Below are 17760 nucleotides of genomic sequence, written 5' to 3'. Positions count from 1 at the left end.
CCGACGTCCCGGGTCCGGCCGGATGGCGGCGCGGCACCACTCGTGCCGTGTCGTGGGTTTTCGAGCCGGATGGGCAGGTGCGCCGCACGATGCGTGTCGCTGTGCAGTGCCGGAGGCTCGCGGCCTGTCGAGCTCGGCCGCACGAGGGTCTCGGACGATTCGCTGTCGGAGACCCTCGTGCCGCGTGGATGGTGGGCTCGGGGGAGGGGGCGCTCGCCCGGGCTGCGTCGGCCGAGTCGGGCTGCTGTCAGGTGGCGTTGTCGGTGGCTTCCACGGCGCTGGTCCTGTTGGTCGTGGGCGGGGGGAGCGGACCCCGCGTGAGCAAGCCTTCAAGCGTGCGAAGCCCCTCGATCGAGCCGTGCCGCCATTCGATCGAGCCCTGCCGGCCATCAGCTTTCCCGGGCACCTGGGGAGGCGGGCGGATCAGCGCAGTCCGGCGAAGAGGTCGTTCTCGGGCAGGGCCGCGCCAGTGGTGTCGTGGACACGTACGAAGGTCTCGACACCCATCAATTCGGTGAACCTTTTCTGGCCCATCTTGAGGAAGAAGATGTTCTCGCCCTGGCTGGCGTGCGCGGCCAGCGCATCGAACTTCTGGCTGCCGAAGGCGGTGGTGTCCACCCAGGTGGTGATCTCCTCGTCGGGTAGTCCGATCCGGGCCATCGCGGCGGCCTCTGCGGGATCCGGCTCCTGCCAGTCCGCACCGAACTCGCGCATGACCTCCCCGAATCGCTGCATCATCGAGCGGGGCGCCGTCGTCCAGTACACCTTCGGTGTCGGTTCGGTCATCGCCAGCGCCGCCATCGTGATGCGGTTCGCCTGGATGTGGTCGGGGTGGCCGTAGAAGCCGTTCTCGTCGTAGGTGACGACCACGTCGGGCCGGTGGCGGCGCATGAGTTCCGCGAGTCGGGCAGCGCCCTCCTCCACGGGGGTCTGCCAGAAGGATCCGGGGGCGTCGTTGGCCGGCCAGCCCGTCATCCCGGAGTCGGCGTAGTCGAGCATCTCGAGGTGACTGACTTTCAGGATGTTGCAGCTGGTTTCGAGTTCTTGACGCCGCATCAAGGCGACGGCCGCCGGATCGTGCCCGGGATCGCCCGGCTTTACACCCCCCGGTCCGTCACCGCAACTGCCGTCGGTGCACGTCACGAGGACCGTGCGGATGCCCTCCGCCGCATACCGTGCGAGGACGCCTCCCGTTCCAGTGGCCTCGTCGTCGGGGTGGGCGTGCACCGCCATGAGCGTCAAGGGCCGGTCATTCATGTAGCAGTCCTCCTGTGTGAAAAGGCCTCGGTCCGGGTCTGCGGCAGGCGGATGAGCGGTCGCCCGACATCGAGGGGTCTATACGAAAATCCCCCCTGTACTCAGGCACGGGACGGACGTGTTCGCCTCATCTCCCCACTTCCTGCTCGTGGGCAGGTCGCGTTCCGTCCCGCTCGTCCCAGCCGCATACGACCGGCGGGCTGGTGAGCACCTTGCACGGCCGCGCTGAACGCAGCCGCCGTCGCCTTTCTTTCGTCGGGTCCAACGGTCCTGAGGCGACCGTTAGTTCCCGATGGCGATGTGACGTTTCGCCCACCAGTTGACCTGTCGCAGGACACCGTGACGGCCCCATACTCCAGGACCTGACCAACCGACGGCGAAGGAGCACGGTGAGCGCAGCGGCGGCAGCAGGAACCTGGAAGCTCGGGGACCTGGAGGTGAACCGCATCGGCTACGGCGCGATGCGGCTGACGGGTAACGGCATGAGAGGGAACTCCGACGGCACGCCGATCGACCGCGACGTCGCCCTCAGCCTGCTGCACAGCGCGTTCGAGCAGGGTGTCACCACATCGACACGGCCGCCTCTACGTCGCGCCACTGCGGCCCGCGAACGAGCTCATCAGCCGAGCCCTCTCATCCTGGTACGGCGACGTGGTCGTGGTCACCAAGGTCGGCCCGGCGCGTGATCCCTCGACGATCGCGCCCGTGGTCTGCGTGCAGAACTCCTACGGCCTGGACTGGCGCCACGCTGACGAATGCGGGCTGGTGGACCTGTGCGGGGAGCAGGGCATCGCCTTCGTCCCGTTCTTCGCGGTCTCCGGCCTGCGTCGCGAGGCCGCCGCAAGCCAGGAGCACGACGCACGTGTCCACTTTGTCGCCCGCGCCCACGATGCGACGCCGGCCCAGGTCCGGCTCGCATGGACCCTCCACCGCGGTCCGCACGTGCTGGCCATTCCCGGCACCACGAACCCGGCGCACCCTTGAGATGCGGGAGACGGGGAACCGTGCAGGGCGCGCGCATGCCTTCACCCAACGGAAGTAACTCCAAAATTATGTGCTTGTAGGACTGAAGTAAGGGCATCCGGTGGCCAGGAGGTTGATGACAATGGTTCCCCTGCTTCTGGTTCTTCTGCTGGCTCTGATCCTCTTCGGTGCGGGCTTCGCACTGAAGGCACTGTGGTGGATCGCGGTGATCGTGCTCGTGGTGTGGCTACTGGGCTTCGTCGTCCGTTCTGCGGATGGTGCAGGCCGGAGGGGCCGCTGGTACCGCTGGTAGGCAAGCATCTGAGTGCGCGCGGTACGCACCGCGCAGGAGTGCTGTGGGGCCCGGCCGATCACGGCCGGGCCCCACACGCGTGAGAGGCAGCCGGCTCGTCCCGGCGCCCTTCGCTCCGGGGCCGTGGTGTGCTTCGCCAGGCGCGTCGAAGGCGTCGGCGGCCCTTCTCGGCTGATGGCGAGTCAAGGCCCGGGGCGGTCCGGACCGGGCTGAGCGTCTGTTGACGCCTTGCGGGCGCCGTCGAGACCGAAGTCGCACGTGCACGCCGCCGAAATCGCGCGGCCGCGTTTCCGCCGACACCGCGCCTCCGCCAGCACCGCGCCTCCGCGACGGTGGGACCGGCGTACTGCCGCGCCGCGCCGTGCCACTCCCGCGCCCTCCCCGCCGCGGCCACCGGCTCCCCGCCCGCCGTCAGGGTCGTTCGGGTGAGCCGATCCCGCGCAGGATCCCGAGGGCCTGCAGCAGGGGCGCTGGGCCCGTGTCGGGCAGGCCGGACGCCCGGCGCGCCCTGCGGGTGCGCAGTACGGCGCGGACGGCGGACAGGGCGGCGCACGCGATCACCGCGGCCGTGAGGTCGGCGTCCGGCGTGCCCGGCGGCAGCCTGCGCTCGACCAGGACGGTGAGCCGCTCCTCGAAGTCGGAGAAGGCCTGGACGAGCCGGGCCGTGACGACGTTCTCGATGTCCTGGACCGGATGGCTGAGGGCGGTCAGCGTGGATGCGGCGAACGGTTCGGCCGCCTCCAGCAGGGCGTTGCACACCGCGTCCAGGGGTTCCTCGTCCGCCGGACGGCGGGCCAGGGCGTTCTCGACGTAGGCGAAGATCTCGACGCCGTCCGGCAGCAGCAGCGCTTCCTTGCTCTCGAAGTAGCGGAAGAAGGTGCGCACGGAGACGTTCGCGTACGCGGCGATGTCCGCGACCGTGGTGGCCTCGAAGCCGCGTTCCTTGAACAGGCGTGCGGCCCCTTCCAGCAGGCGGTGCCGCGTCTCCTCCTTCTTGCGTTCGCGCAGGCCGGCCGGGGCGATCTCACTGGGCATGGTCCGAAGCCTCCCGCCACGGTGCCGCGACTGTCAATTGACACACATGCCACTTACGTGCGGCTGACGCACATGCCACCCCCAACGGTCGCCCCGTCCCGTCCCTGGTGCGCGGGCCCTCCCGACGTCGTCACGCCAGCAAATGACACCACTGCCAATTGTCATTCATGCCACTTCTTCTCTAGAGTTCGTGTCGCTCGTGACACTTTCACTTGGAGACCACGGTGGCCCGACCTCTGCACCACCCACCCGCACCGAGCGGGGCACACACCGCAGACCATCCGGCGACGGACCTCGCCCATCCGGCGACGGACTTCGCCGCGGCCCGCCGCGGACTCGGTCGCCTCGGCGGCTTCTGCGCCCGGCACCCGGCAGCGGTGATCGCCGCCTGGCTGCTGGTCCTCGTCGCGGCTGTGGCCGGACGGCATCTCGCCGCGCCCACCTTCAGCGACCAGGTCAGCCTGCCGGGCACCGCCTCCCACACCGGCGCCGATCTCCTCGCCACCTCGATGCCGCAGGCGGGCAGGCCCAACGGCAAAGTCGTCTTCCACACCGGCTCCGGCGCCGTCGCCGACCAGCGCTCCGCGCTCGACCGGACCCTGGCGGACCTGCGCGATCTGCCGCACGTCACTGCCGTCTCCGCGCCCGTCACCAGCACCGACGGACGCACCGCGTACACCACCGTCTCCTTCGACGAGCAGCTGAAGAACCTCGGCCACGACTACACCGGGCGACTGGACAAGGCGACCGGCCCCGCCCGGGCGGCGGGGCTCGGCCTCGCCTACGGCGGCGATCTGGATCAGGTGGTCCGTACACCCGCCGACGACAAGCTCAGCGAGGGTGTAGGGGTCGTCACCGCCCTCGTCATCCTGCTGCTGGCCTTCGGCAGTGTCCTCGCCGCGCTGCTGCCCCTGGGCACCGCGCTGATCAGCGTCGGGGTCGGCCTCGGCATCGTGGGCATCGTCGCCGCCACGCTCTCCTTCGCGACCTCGGCCACCACCCTCGCCGGCATGATCGGCCTGGGCGTCGGCATCGACTACGCCCTGTTCCTGACGACGCGCTTCCGGCAGGACCTCATCGACGGGCGCGATCCGGTCGACGCCGCGGCCCGCACCGCGCACACCAGCGGACGCGCCGTCCTCATCGCCGCCCTGACCGTGGCCGTCGCCATGCTCAGCCTCTACGCCTGCGGGCTGACCTTCATCGGCAAGATCGGCCTCGCGGCCACCCTCGCCGTCGTCGTCACCGCCGCTGCGGCCCTCACCCTCGTACCGGCGGCCCTGGGACTGGTCGGCCGGCGCATCGACCGGCTGCGGCTGCGCCGCCCGGTCGCCGAGGGCACGGCGGCCGACGGCGGCCGGAACCGCTACGCGGACCTCGTCGCCCGGCGCCCGTGGACGTTCCTCGCCGTCGGCGTCGCCGTCCTCGGCGTGTGCTCCGTACCCCTGCTGTCGATGCGCCTGGGCCACGTCGATGCCGGTGCCGACCGGCTCGGCAGCAGCACCCGGACCGCGTACGACTGGATCGCGCACGCCGACGGGCAGGGCTTCGGTGCGGGGGCGAACGGGCCGGTCGTAGGCGTCGTCGACGTGAGCGGTGCGAAGTCCCCCGTCGACCGGATCACGAGCGACGTGGCCACGGCCCTGAGGACCACCCACGGCGTGGCCGCCTTCACCCCCGTCAAGGCGAGCGCCGACGGGAGGATCCTCGTCACCACGATCACTCCGACCACCGGCCCGCAGGACGCCGCGACCGGCGACCTGCTCGACGCCCTCTCCGGGCGCGCACTGCCCAAGGCCCTGAACGGCACGGGCGCCGAGGCCTACCTCACCGGAACCGTGGCCGGCCAGGCCGACTTCCGGGACACGGTGGGCGAACGGCTGCCCATCGTCATCGGCATCGTCCTGGTCCTCGCCTTCCTGCTGCTCATGACGGTCTTCCGCAGCCTGGTGATCCCGCTCAAGGCCGTCGTGCTCAACCTGTGCACCACGGCCGCGTCCTACGGCGTGCTCGTCGCGGTCTTCCAGTGGGGGTGGGGCGACTCGCTGCTGGGGCTCTCGGAGCCGGTGCCCATCGAGTCGTACGTGCCGATGATGATGTTCGCGATCGTCTTCGGGCTGTCCATGGACTACGAGATCTTCCTGCTGTCCCGGATCGCGGAGGCCTGGCACCGCACCGGCGACAACCGGCTCGCCGTGGGGGAGGGGCTGTCCGCGACGGCGCGCGTGATCTCCGCTGCCGCGTTCATCATGACCGCCGTGTTCCTGTCCTTCACCGCCTCACCGACCGTGGTCGTGAAGATGCTCGCCCTCGGGCTGGCGATCAGCGTGGTCGTCGACGCCACAGTGGTCCGCCTCATCCTGGTGCCGTCCGCCATGTTCCTCATCGGCCGGGCGAACTGGTGGCTACCCCGCCGGCTCGACCGGGTCCTCCCGCGTCTGCATGCCTGACCGCACGCCGACCGATCCGGAGCAATGACGACGTGAGACCGAACTTCCGCGGGAAAACCCGCCTCATCCTTGCCGCCACCGCCGCGACCCTGGCCCTGCTCACCGGCGCGACCGACCTCTTCGTCGAGCACCGCACCGAGGAGCGGGTGGTCGCCCAGGCCGCGCGCCGGCTGAAGCCGGACGGCGCGGTGCACGCCGACCTCACCACCCCCCTCGCGGGCCTGCGCACCCTGGGAGGGGAGGTCGGAGACGTCGAGGTGAACGCGAAGGGAGTACACCGTCAGCACGCCGTGCTGGATGTGACCGTCCGCCTGAAGGACGTCACGACGAACGGCGACAGCGCCGGCGGCACCGCGACCGCCCTCGTCGGATACGACCAGGTGACCCGGCGCCTGGGCGCGACGGGCAACGGCCTCACCGCCGGCGGCCGGGACGGGGACCTGATCCTCGCAGGGACCGTCGGGCGCCTGGGCCTGCCGGTCACCGTGCGGGCGACCCTGTCCACGACCGCGCACGCCCTCACCGTCACGCCGACCACGGTGAGCGTCCTCGGCCGAAGCGTGGCCGTCGACGACCTCGCCGGGCTGCCGGCCACTTCCGGACTCCGCGACGAGCTGAAGCCCAGGACGGTGGCCGTCACCGCACTGCCCCACGGCGTCGCGCTCACATCGGCGCACGCCGGCGGCGCCGGCCTCGTCCTGGGCTTCTCCATCGCCGCCGGGCCGACACCGAGCGCGGGAGGGGAAGCCGCTTGATGGGATGTGCCGGGGGTCGGCGGGACCCGGTGCCGTAGCCGCCGGCAGGTGAGCACTCACGCCGTCGGAGGCACTCGGCTTCTTCTGCGGTCGGACCGTGCCCCTGCCTGCTGCCGGCTGCCTGCTGCCGGCAGGGGGCTGGGGGCTGGGGACCGTGAGGCCGGACCGGTCAGTCGTCGGTTTGTTCCTCGGGCCCGGGCGCGTCGCCGATGGCGATGCGCAGGTCATGGATGCCTTGCAGGATGTCAATGAGGGCTTCTTCCGCCCCGCTCAGGGCGTGTCGGGTTCCCTCCGTGTCGCCGCGGTCGGCGTGCAGCTGGGCGCCGAGCGTGTACACCGCCGTCATGACGGCGGCGAAGGCGGCCTCCCGGCCGGGTGGCAGTTCTTCCGCCTCGGGCTCGGAGACCTGCACCGCGGTGCGCTGCAGCCGGTTCGTCAGGACGTTCACCGCCAGGCCGGGATCCGCTCCTACCTGCTCCCCCCAGCCGAGCAACGTCTCGAGGACGTCCTCGATCTCCTCCTCTTCCCCTGTCAGACGGGTTGCGGCGGTGATCTCGAGTTCTGTTTTCGCCAGGAGGCTGCCCAGCAGGTGCAGGCGGTCTTCTTCCTGCGGCCCCTCGGGTCGCTTCTCCGGATCCGCCACCGGCTCGGCCGCCAGAGCGGTCAGTGCTGCGTAGATCTGTTCAGCGCTTACCGGGCGCTCGCTACTGATGCTCACGCTTTCAGCTTCACCCAGTGAGGGCGTACCCGCCCGCCCACCACTGGTGAGTCCCAGGCGAGTCCCACCGCTCAGACCAGCGCCTGGTCGAGCAGATCGACGGGCTCCACCGCTCTGAGCAGCCGGGCGTCCGCCCTTCGGTTCGCAGGCGGGCGCGGTCACGGCGACGCTGTCAGCAACGTGGTCAGGCGACCCAAGCGGAGGTGAGGGCCTGTACCGCGGAGCCGTCGACGTCGGCCAGCTTGGTGCCGACAAAGGTGCGGGCCCAGTCGGTGGTCTGGATGCGGAAGGCGGGCCGGTCGGCGTGGAGAGCCTCCATGACCGCCTCCGCAGCCCCGGCCGCGGTCTGGGCGCTGCCGTCGAGGAACTGCTCGGCGGTGCGGTCGATGTACTGGCGCAGGGCGTCGGTGTACGGCCCGGCGTCGATGGCGGCATCAAGGTCGACGCCGATGTTGTTGACGAACTCGGTGGCCACGGCGCCGGGTTCCACGACCGATACGCTCACCCCCAGAGTGCGGGCGACAGGGGCCAGACTCTCCATGTAGCCCTCGACGGCGAACTTGGCCGCGCAGTAGGCCTCGTTGAACGGCTGGCCGATGACCCCGCCGACGCTGGTGACGGTGATCAGGCGGCCCTCGGCGGCGCGCAGGTGCGGCAGCGCGGCCTTGGAGACGTTCAGCACGCCGAAGAAGTTGACCTCCATCACGCTGCGGATGTCCGCCACGGAGTCGTTCTCCAGGGTGCCCAGGTGGCCGGCGCCCGCGTTGTTGACGACGGCGTCCAGGCGGCCGTAGTCGGCGATCACGCCGTCGAGGGCGGCGGTGACGGATGCCTCGTCGGTCACGTCGAGCTGTCGGACGTCGAGCTCGACGCCCGCTTCGGCGGCGGCCTTGCGCAGGGCGCCGGCCCGGGTGGTGTCGCGGAGCGTGGCGACCGTACGCCAGCCCGCCCGGGCGGCGGCGACGGCGGCGGCGAGGCCGATACCGGAGGAGGTGCCGGTGATCAGGACGGTACGGGGGGTGGGGGACATGGCGGAGCCTTTCGCAGCGGTTTAAGTGCGTGCACACACAACATAGCTTTATGTGTGTGCGCACGCAACACCGCCTATACTCGCGTCATGCCGAAGAAGCTGCCCCAGGCCGAGATGCCCGCCGCTGACTACGCCTTCTACGGGCTGGTCTGGGCGGGCACGGTGATGACCGAGCGCGTGGACCGAGCCCTCATCAAGGCGCACGATCTCCCTGTGTCCTGGTTCGAGGTCATGCTGTGGCTGGCATCGAGCCCCGAGCCCGTGCCCGCCTCCGTTCTCGGCAACAGCACCATGCTCAGCCGCAGCCAGGTATCCCGGGTCGTGGACGCCCTGCAGACGCGGGGGCTGGTGACCCGCACGCCATCGGAGCGCGATGCTCGGTCGGTCGAGGTCTCGCTCACCGAGGAGGGCCGCCAGGTCTTCGGGCAGGCCGACGCCACCCGCCGTGAGGTTCTGGCGCCGGTCTTCACCGACCTCCTCGACGAGCGCGACATCGAGGCCCTCGGCACGGTATGGCGCAAGCTGAAGGCGGAGAAGGAGAAGCTGGCGCAGGAGCCGGCGACCCGGCCCACCCGGTCACGCCGGTGAACCGACGGTCGCAATGCCTGCCGCCCACCACCAGGGCACCAGAGGGCGGCTCGGCCGTCCGAGGTGGCTTCGTTGATCAGTGGGAACCACGTGCGTCGACTCCCGGAGGCAGGTGGTGATCGCCCCGGCCTCCCGGAAGCAGGCGCTCGATGCCCTGCGGCAACAGGTCCCGGTGCACTGCCTGCCTGAGAACCGTCGTGGCCCCCAGGGCGATCCGGTAGCCGGCGCCGAGCGGATCCGCCTCCCCGGGCACTTCGGCGGGGCCGGCGAGCTCCAGCAGTGTGACCCCGTCGTAGGTGAGGATCGCCATCCGATGCGTATCGGAGCTCACACGCCCATCCTGGGGTGACCGGACTCGAGTGGTCCGTGGCCGGACCGGGGCGGCGCCGGGGGGCGCGTGGTCGGCACCGGGGGGAAGGGACGCACGGTCCACCTACACCCCCGGCACCAACAGTTTGTCACCGATCGCCGATCTGCCGAGACACCACCTGGGGGAGCGGCCTACAGCACCGCCAACGGCCGGAAGACCTATGCGCCGACCCCGCCGACAACGCCTGGACTGCGCTGCCGAACGCCGACCTCACCGTGTACCGCGGACACACGACGGCCCGGCCTCCCAGGGAAGCCGGGCCGTCCGCCGCCGCGTGGCCGACGGCGCAGGGTCACAGCCAGCCGCGGCGTGCGGCGGTCAGCCCGGCCTGGAATCGAGTGTCCACCCCCAGTTGACCCATCAGCCGGTGGATACGGCGCTGGGTGGTGCGCTCGCTCCATCCCTGGGCCCGGGCGATCGCGGCGTCGGTGAGCCCTGCCGCGAGCAGCGACACCAGCGACCGGGTCTCGTGGTCGGGTTCGCCGGTGCTGTTCTCGGGGCAGGCCTCGGCGGCGACTGTGCCGTTCGGCAGGGGCAGTGGTACCGCCCGTTCCCACTCCACCTCGAAGAGCGACTCCAGGGCCACCAGCATCGGTGAACTCTTCACCAGATACGCCGCCAACTGCCCGCCCGGCGCCGAACTGATGGGGATGATCGCGACCCGGCTGTCGCAGATCACGAGTTTGAGCGGCAGCTCGGTGCGGACACGGGCCTGTTCGCCGGCCCGGACGCTGGGCAGGATGTCGTCCGCGAGGCGGCCCGGCCAGGCGACGGCGGCGCGGTCGTAGATCACGCGGTGGGCGACGCCGCGGCGCTGCCGCGCGATCTGTTCGTCGAAGTTGCTGCCGGGCCGGTCGACGTAGGGCGGCCGGTCGAAGGCCCGTATCTCACGCTGCGCCTGGGTGGTCAGGCACTGCACCGCGGCGCTGACGTCGGCTCGGTCGGTGAGGAGTTCCACCGCGAGGTCCGGGCTGCTGATCCGGGATGCCTCCCGGTGTGCCTCCATCAGCCGGTGCACCTGCGACCGGGCTTCATCGAGTTGCTTCTCACGGCGCCGTATCAGCGCGGTGACGGCGATGTCGGGGGCCACCGCGGTGAACCGGGGTGGCCGGCCGGTGGCCCGCGTCGCCAGGCCCTGCCTGACCAGATCGGCCAGCTGCCGCGTGGTTGCGGGAACGGACAGTTCACAGGCGCCGGCGAGCTCCGAAGCCGTGGCGTGGGGCATATGGACCAGCATGGCGTAGACGCGCTGGGTTACCTCTGTCAGTCCAAGCACGTTGAATGTCAAGCCGTTCTCCGCCTTCATGTCGCCTGCCCGCGGGCTGTCGGACGTCGGCCACCCTCGTTCGTGCGTCACCGTTGTCCCGTCGACATCTTCCATGTCGGGAGGAAGGCCGGGGCCGGGGGGTCCCCGGGAGCAGTGCCCGGGGCCCCACGTGGCCTTCCCGCCGTGGTGAGGGGGCCCCGACTGGGGCGGATGACCCGGGTCTCGCGGGGGAAAGCCTGTCATCGCCCGGACGAGGCCCGGCGCAGCGCCTCGACGGACCGACGCACGTCTCCCTGGTCGGTGGTCCAGTTGCTGACAGAGACGCGAAGGACGTCGCGGCCCTTCCACCGCGAGCCGGACATCCACGCGGTGCCGTCGGCGAGCAGCCGGGCGGTGACCTCGCGAGTCCGTTCGTCGTCGCCGAACGAGACACTGACCTGGGTGTGGACGACGTCGTTGAGGACGTGAGCGGTGTCGATGGCGGCGATCTGCTCGGCGATCGACCGTGCACCGTGGGCGAGTCGTGCGACGAGAGCGGCGACTCCCTCGCGGCCGAGTGAGCGCAGGGCGGCCCAGACGGGGACGCCGCGAGCGCGGCGTGAGAGTTCGGGCACCTTGTAGTGAGGGTCTGCCGACCCGTCGGCGTCGGACATGAGGTAGCTCGCCCGGATGCTCATGGCGGAGGTCAGGGCTCCGGGTGGGCGACGATGGCGACACCGCAGTCGTACGGCACGTTCAGGGTCCTGTGCGCATCGGTGGCCCAGGAGTCCGCGGCCTCGACACCTGCGACGAGGTGGCGCAGGTCCGGGCAGGCCGCGGCCCACAGACCGAAGGCACCGTCCACATGGACCCATGCGCCGCGAGCGTGGGAGAGAGTGATCGCGTCGGCCATGGGGTCGAAGGCACCCGAGTGCAGGTTTCCGGCCTGCAGGCAGACGATGACCGGCTCACCTTCCGGGATCCGTTCCAGCGTGTCGGCCAGGGCGTCGGTGCGGATGCGGCCCTGCGCGTCGGCCGGTTCGACGACTTCGTGGCGCGGGTCGGGGCCTCGGCGCCCGCCGTGTCCCGGGCACTCGCACAGTCGAAGGCCGCGCAGATCGTCGCGCCCGTTCCCTACCGGGAGCCCGGGAGCCCGGGAGCCCGGGAGCCGGGCCCGCGACGAGTACCGGCTGACGAAAGCCGGCGAAGACCTGTTGCCGGTGCTCATGTCGCTGATCGGGGGCGATACGCACCCCAGGATGGCCGGCCGCCCCTGTCGTTCGTCGAGGCCGAGAGCGGCCGTCCGGTGCGGGGCCGCGTCACGGCCGACCCAGTGCCGGAGATGACGTCCGACGACATCGAGATCCGGCTGAACCCCGCCTGCCGGTCACCGCTGGCGGCCGCCGTCGGCAGCACCCGGGAACGCGCGCGGTGCTGGGTGAAGGGGTGTGTCACCGCCTCGGTGCCGCTCCCGATGGGCCAGATGCGTACGTCGCCGCTCGCCGGGGGCTTGAGTCCCTGCGGCGAGCAGCTCGCGTGCGAAGACTCACGGGAATCCGTACAAGCGACCGTCCGGTTAACATTCCGGCTGGTCACTGAGGAGTAGGCAGGGAGGAGGCGCGGTGCTAGGGGTACTCGGCCTGAACGATGACGAGGAGCGGGTCTACCGCGTGATCGTGAGTGGCTACCGGTCCGCTCCCGAAGAGGTCGCCGCTCAACTCGGCTTGCCGGCCTCCGAGGTGGAGCCGGTCCTGCAGGTCCTGCTGGACAAGCGGTTCATCAGCCGCACCTCAGGATATTTCGCACCCACGCCGCCGGACGTCGCGCTCGGGCCGCTGCTCGTGGACGGTCAGGCGGAACTGGAGCGGGCGCGGGCGGCCGTTGCCCAGTTGGCCCAGGAGTACCGCAGCAGCGCGCTACGGCGCGATTCCGCGCAGCTGGTCGAGGTGCTGACCGGCGCGGAGGCGATCCGGCAGCAGGCGCTGAGTCTGCAGCGAGACGCCCGGGAGGAGATGCTGTGGTTCTGCCGTGACGAACCCATCGCCATGACCGCGGGGGAGAACGACGAGGAGTTCCGTGCGTTGGCCCGGGGCGTGCGTTACCAGGTGATCTATGAGTCCGCACTGCTGGACGCCCCGGGAGCGACGGCAGACCTTGCAAAGGGGTTGCGCGCGGGGGAGCGTGCGCGGTCGATCTCGAGACTGCCGATCCGCATGGCCATCGCCGACCGGTCGATGGCGCTGTGCCCGCTGGGCGACGAGACGACCGGTGAACCCACCGCCGCACTGGTCCGGGGAACGAGCCTGCTGGTGGCGCTCATCTCCCTGTTCGAGACACACTGGGAGCGGGCGACGCCCGTGCTGATCGACTCCTTGCACGGTGACGGCCCTCTCGACGTGGAGGAGCGTGAGCTGCTGTCCCTCCTCATCGGCGGGATGAGCGACAAGTCGATCGCCAAGCAGTTGCGCGTCAGTCCGCGAACGGTGCAGCGGCGCGTGCACGACCTGATGCGCCGCGCCCACGCACGAGGCCGGATGCAGCTGGCCTGGCAGGCGTGCAAGCTCGGCTGGCTGGACGACGATGCCGGGGGCCTTGCGTACGGCGAGGACGGCCCCCGGCACCCGCTCTGACTACCCGCCGAGGCGGTTCAGGGCGATCCGGTACACACCGCTGCCGCCCGTGCCCGCGAACAGCCACTCTCCGTCGGGCGAGACCAGGATCGAACGCACATCACGGTCGGGCAGGTCGGTGGTGGCATCGGCAAAGTGGGCACCGCCGTCCACGCTGCGGACCACACCCTGGCCAGTCACCCCCATCCCGTCGGCGGAAGCGGCGAACACCGTTCCGTCCGGGGCGAAGGCCGCATCGTCGTAGTCCGCCGCAGGGCCCACGGCGTCGCTGAACGAGGCGCCACCGTCATGGCTGACCTTGAGCATGTTCTTGCCGGCAACCACGATGTGATCGGGGTCCTGAGGGTCGACAGCGACCCGCTCGACGTCCCCGCTGAGCACCTGGACCGCGCTCGCGCCGGAGTCCTTGCTCAGGTACAGCCCGGAGACATCGCCGATCCACAGCGAACCGTCGGCGCGGGGATCGATGGCGACGGAGCGGACGCCCTGCAACCCGGGGATGAAGTTCTTCTGCAGGGTCCGGCCGCCGTCCCTGCTGGTGTACAGACCGCTGGCCAGGCCGTACGCCCCGACGTAGAGGTGGGAGGGGTCATGGGGGTCGATGGCCATGGAGCGGGTCGCCCCGTCCACGAAGACCGAGTTCAACGGCTGCCAGGTGGCACCACCGTCGCTGGACCGCTCCAAAGCGATGCAGGAATCGGGGCACAGTGCCATGCGCGCCCTGATCATTCCCTGGCCCGGCACCACGGCAAGCGCGCCGATCGCGTTGCCCAGCGTGTCGGGCGACCGCCCGTTCCAGCCCCAGTTCTGGAAGCCGGCGGGAAGCCCCTTGGAGAGCACTGCCCGCGAACTGTAGCTGTCCACGGACGTACCCGCGAAGAGCGTGTGATCCGACACCGCGAGGGCGTCGACCTCCGCGGCGGGCACCCCCATGCGCCGGTAGCGGACCGAGTTGTACGTGCTGAAGGTACCCGCAGGTCCCGTGACCACCTGCTGGTCCGGACGGTCCGGGAAGCTGCCGAGGTCCTCGTACAGGTCGAGCGCCGTCACGGCGTTCGGCCGGGCAGTCCACGTGCGGCCACGGTCGGAGCTGATCCACATGTTCCTGCGTGCGGTCGTGGCGTCGGCAGCCGGCTGGAGCGTCTCCACCTGGATCTCACCGTTCGCGGTCAGAGCGCTGAAGACCACGTAGTCCGTGCCCCAGGGACCCGAAAGCGTGTCCCAACTGCCGCCGTCGTCGGTGGAGATGACCGCGCTGCCGTCAGGGCTCTGATCGGCCACGACGACCCCGCCGCGAGCGGACAGATGCTGGACGTACACGCTTGCCGGAAGCGGGAGCTTCCGGGCCTCCTGCGGATGCGTCAGCGCGTCCGCGATCACGTACAGCGACGTCGTCGTGCCGGCGAACAGACGCTCGCCGTTGAGCGCGAGGCGTTGCACATGGCCCGGTGAGCCGGGAAGCAGCGCCCAGTGCGTGCCGTGGTCCAGGCTCTCCCAGACACCCGCCGATCCCGCGGCGAAGAGCTGACGGCCCGTGGGGGACACCACCACGTCGGTGATGTCCGTCGGGCTGCTCAGGACCACCTGGAAGGTCTTGCCACCGTCCTGGCTGCGCAGCACCGAGCCCAGCTCTGTACCCGGGGCGGTAGCCGCGACCCACACCATGTCGGGGTTGCCGGGATCCGCCGCCAGGCGACGGCCGCTGGAGTCGCGGGGCCCCAGCCAGCCCGGCGCGCCCCACGTGGCGCCGTGGTCGTCACTGCGGTAGACGCTGTTCCCTGCGTTCGTCAGCACATACAGCCGGGCTGGCGCGGCCGCAGTGAACGCGAGACGTCCACCGCTGGTGTCGGGGCCCATGGACTGCCAGTGCGCTGTTGCCGAGGATTCCGCGGTGTCCGCCACGCTCGGAGTCGCGCCGGTGGACACCGCGGTGGCCGCAAGGGTCGTACTGAAACTCGCGGCGAGCAATGCTCGTACGAGGGGTTTCGATTTCATGAGAGCAGCGTTGACCAGTGCTTTGCCGGCTGCCACTGTCTGACGCTGGCCGAAACACGTCACGTCGCATTTTCGTCAACGGTCCTGACGCCGGGGGTGGTGGTAGCTGGCCAGTCACCGCACGTCGGTCATCGGCATCGGTCATCAGCACCGGTCATCAGCATCGGTCGAGGCGAGCGCCCGGCCCCGCTTCCGGGCCCGACCCGGGCCGCCCGACGGCAGGCGTCGGGCGGTGACGTTCGAAGATCAGCGGGTGGCCGCAGGCGGGGGCGCCGGCGGGTTTCGGTCCGTCGTGCCGCGCTCCATCTGCCGTGTCTGCCGGATCAGCGCCGTGAGGACGGCGGCGAGCAGGCCGGCGGCCGCGCCGACGGCGCAGGTCCCGGCCGCGCGGGTAAGGAGCGCGCCGGTGGCCGCGCCAGCCGCGAAGGCAGCGACGACCGAGGCGTACCGTCCCGCCCGCCGTGCGGCCGCCTGTTCTCTGGTCGCCCACCATTGGTGCGCGGCGACGAGGCTTTTCTGTAGGTTCCCGCTCCCCGCCAGCGTGGTGTAAGGGCTGTCGCGCAGAGTGGTGAACGTCGAGAACTGCAGCGCGGCGACGAAGGACACCGTCACCGTCGTCACCTGTTCAGGCATGCCGGCAGGCAGTGCTGCGATCGCTGCGAGCAAGGCGATCTGAAGCGTCAGCACCAGCCGCAGCGGTCGGCGCACGAGCCGGTTGACACGAGGCAGGCCGAGTACTTCCACCAGGAGAACGCCGACGCTGAAGGCCGCGATCGGGACCAGCAGCAGGAAGGCTCTGTGCCAGTGCCGGGCCGTGGCTTCCACGCAGAACAGCAGGACGTTGCCCGATTGCAGGTTGGCGAACACCTGATGCCGGATGAACGTGTATGCGTCCAGAAAACCGCCGACTGCTGCGAGAAGCACCCCGACGGTCAGCGTGTCGGGACGGCGGTGGATCGTGGCCATGCACCACAGCATGCACGACGTGACCCGCCCCGCAGCGGTGGACACCGAGGACACCTGTGGGCTTCCCCCGCCTCTGCCTGAATGCTCGGCCCATCGCGGTCACCGACTCGGGCTGTCCCCAGGACGCGGTCGGTGTGGCGCCTGGCCAGGCTGGTGAAGACCGAGACTCCAGGAGCTCATGCTCGTTTTTGTCCGGGTAGCAAGAGTGGTTTCCTCAGGCGCCGGTTCTTGGGTCACACCTGGCTCTGCGTAAGGCGGCCCGGTATCTGAGCGCGACCTGTGACACGGCTCTGATCTCGGTCGGTCTTCGTGCGACGCAGTCGAGCATCCTGCAGAAGCTCACTGCGCACGGGGAGATGAGGATCACCAGTCTCGACGGCATGATCCGATGGATCGTACGACGATGGCTTCGCACCTCGAGCCGTTGGCGCGGGAGGGCCTGGTGACCGTCGAGCCGTCCGCGGCCGACCACCGGGCACGGATCGTTGCGATCACGCCGGGGCCCGGATGAAGGCGGCGCTGCCGCTGTGGCGGGAAATGCCGGCTCGGTTCGAGGAGTGTTTCGGAGCTGAAGAGGCAGCCCAGATGCGTGCGCTCCTCGAAGCCGTCCTCGACACCGGCTTCACGCCCTGGGCCGAGTAAAGCCGCGGCCGCCGAAGGCCCGAAACTAGTGGGACGCCCGGGGAACCGCACCGGCTGCGGCTCGGTGACAGGCCACTCGGCACGCAGTCACCGCTCAGGCAGCTCCGGAGCGGTCAGTGGTCTGACGGACCTTGCGTCCGGTGCGCTTGACACTTACGGTGCCCACCGAACTCGGCCCCTGTACCTGCCCTCACACGGTCCAGTGCCGCACCCACGGCCATCGCTCCGGAAGCACCGGAACGAGGAACATTTCTCGAGCTCGGACTACCGCGGATACGAACGCTGGAAAGATCGCCCCGTCAACCACAGCCGGGCGGCGAACAACCACCGAGCGGGGAAGCCCGGGCGGCGAACTGTCCGCTTTCGGTGCGAGTCCTGCCTCACGGATGCGCTGGTAGTCACCCGGCAGCACTGGCAGGGCCGGCTCTTCATATCCCACGGGCACCTGCGACTCCGGCTTCGCCGCATCATTGGGTGCCGACTGCCGACTGCCGACTGCCGACTGCCGACTGCCGTCCGTGTTCCGCGGCTCCTCGGTGACTGTTGTGTCGGAGCCGTGCCGCTGTCCGGAGCCGGCACCGTATCGACCCACCTGCGGGGTCGCCCGCTGAGACCGTTCCTGCTCGGCTGCGGCCGGGCGGCGTGGAGGCGGTCGCTCTCTTCGGGAGCCCGTCGACTCGACGACCTGCGGCGGGTCAGTGCTGCTCGGGGGGTCCGACAGGCGACGGCATCCGCAATTGTCCCGGGGAACGAGGAGAGGACAGTGACCACGCATCGGCCGCGGGGCGGACTCGGGACGACC

At 70.5% G+C, this 17760-nt stretch carries 13 protein-coding genes and 2 pseudogenes; 6 read left to right on the top strand and 9 right to left on the bottom strand.

Annotated elements, in window-relative coordinates; genetic code table 11:
* Positions 1-423: 423 nt before the first annotated feature.
* Positions 424-1257, bottom strand: a complete 834-nt coding sequence (locus ABZ919_RS28845; protein WP_361253291.1) for a PIG-L family deacetylase — start codon at positions 1255-1257, stop codon at positions 424-426.
* A gap of 389 nt (positions 1258-1646) precedes the next feature.
* Between ABZ919_RS28845 and ABZ919_RS28840 the strand changes: the two are divergent.
* Positions 1647-2235 (top strand): annotated as a pseudogene (locus ABZ919_RS28840) (aldo/keto reductase); the annotation flags it as partial.
* 127 nt (positions 2236-2362) lie between these two features.
* The gene (locus tag ABZ919_RS28835; protein WP_201836391.1) at positions 2363-2533 is read left to right on the top strand and encodes a hydrophobic protein; all 171 of its coding nucleotides are present in this window, start codon (positions 2363-2365) and stop codon (positions 2531-2533) included.
* Between the two features lie 411 nt (positions 2534-2944).
* On the opposite strand, the gene ABZ919_RS28830 is transcribed toward ABZ919_RS28835, so the two are convergent.
* Positions 2945-3568, bottom strand: a complete 624-nt coding sequence (locus ABZ919_RS28830) for a TetR family transcriptional regulator (RefSeq protein WP_361253289.1) — start codon at positions 3566-3568, stop codon at positions 2945-2947.
* Positions 3569-3792: 224 nt separating this feature from the next.
* On the opposite strand from ABZ919_RS28830, the gene ABZ919_RS28825 reads away from it, so the two are divergent.
* Both ABZ919_RS28825 and ABZ919_RS28820 read left to right on the top strand, forming a co-directional pair.
* Positions 3793-6018 (top strand): MMPL family transporter, encoded by a 2226-nt coding sequence (locus ABZ919_RS28825; protein ID WP_361253287.1) that lies wholly within the window; start codon positions 3793-3795, stop codon positions 6016-6018.
* A 32-nt stretch (positions 6019-6050) separates the two neighbouring features.
* Positions 6051-6773: a hypothetical protein gene (locus ABZ919_RS28820; RefSeq protein WP_361253285.1), complete on the top strand. Its 723-nt coding sequence runs from the start codon at positions 6051-6053 to the stop codon at positions 6771-6773.
* A gap of 169 nt (positions 6774-6942) precedes the next feature.
* Here the strand turns inward: ABZ919_RS28820 and ABZ919_RS28815 are convergent, their stop codons facing one another.
* A complete protein-coding gene (locus ABZ919_RS28815; RefSeq protein WP_361253283.1) occupies positions 6943-7491 on the bottom strand; it encodes a hypothetical protein in 549 nt (182 codons plus the stop codon).
* A gap of 184 nt (positions 7492-7675) precedes the next feature.
* Complete coding sequence (locus ABZ919_RS28810; RefSeq protein ID WP_361253281.1) at positions 7676-8521, bottom strand: SDR family NAD(P)-dependent oxidoreductase; 846 nt, start codon at positions 8519-8521, stop codon at positions 7676-7678.
* 87 nt (positions 8522-8608) lie between these two features.
* On the opposite strand from ABZ919_RS28810, the gene ABZ919_RS28805 reads away from it, so the two are divergent.
* Positions 8609-9109, top strand: coding sequence for a MarR family transcriptional regulator (locus ABZ919_RS28805; protein ID WP_361253280.1), 501 nt, complete (start codon positions 8609-8611; stop codon positions 9107-9109).
* 76 nt (positions 9110-9185) lie between these two features.
* Here the strand turns inward: ABZ919_RS28805 and ABZ919_RS28800 are convergent, their stop codons facing one another.
* The 3 genes and pseudogenes from ABZ919_RS28800 to ABZ919_RS28790 form a co-directional block, all read right to left on the bottom strand.
* On the bottom strand, positions 9186-9440 hold the full coding sequence (locus ABZ919_RS28800; protein WP_361253278.1) for a hypothetical protein: 255 nt from the start codon (positions 9438-9440) through the stop codon (positions 9186-9188).
* A 331-nt stretch (positions 9441-9771) separates the two neighbouring features.
* Positions 9772-10785 (bottom strand): helix-turn-helix domain-containing protein, encoded by a 1014-nt coding sequence (locus ABZ919_RS28795; RefSeq protein ID WP_361253276.1) that lies wholly within the window; start codon positions 10783-10785, stop codon positions 9772-9774.
* A gap of 200 nt (positions 10786-10985) precedes the next feature.
* Positions 10986-11953: pseudogene (locus ABZ919_RS28790) on the bottom strand (pyridoxal-dependent decarboxylase).
* 394 nt (positions 11954-12347) lie between these two features.
* Between ABZ919_RS28790 and ABZ919_RS28785 the strand changes: the two are divergent.
* A complete protein-coding gene (locus ABZ919_RS28785; protein ID WP_361253274.1) occupies positions 12348-13355 on the top strand; it encodes a LuxR C-terminal-related transcriptional regulator in 1008 nt (335 codons plus the stop codon).
* Here the strand turns inward: ABZ919_RS28785 and ABZ919_RS28780 are convergent, their stop codons facing one another.
* Both ABZ919_RS28780 and ABZ919_RS28775 read right to left on the bottom strand, forming a co-directional pair.
* On the bottom strand, positions 13356-15350 hold the full coding sequence (locus ABZ919_RS28780) for a hypothetical protein (protein WP_361253272.1): 1995 nt from the start codon (positions 15348-15350) through the stop codon (positions 13356-13358). It abuts the gene before it with no gap.
* A gap of 246 nt (positions 15351-15596) precedes the next feature.
* Positions 15597-16316, bottom strand: coding sequence for a YoaK family protein (locus ABZ919_RS28775; protein ID WP_361253270.1), 720 nt, complete (start codon positions 16314-16316; stop codon positions 15597-15599).
* Between the last annotated feature and the right edge of the window lie 1444 nt (positions 16317-17760).

Origin of the sequence: Streptomyces sp. NPDC046759 (genome assembly GCF_040645475.1) — a bacterium.
Classification (GTDB): Bacteria; Actinomycetota; Actinomycetes; order Streptomycetales; family Streptomycetaceae; genus Streptomyces.
Note: the sequence above shows the minus strand (reverse complement) of the source record. Positions and strands in the feature narration are given on the sequence as shown.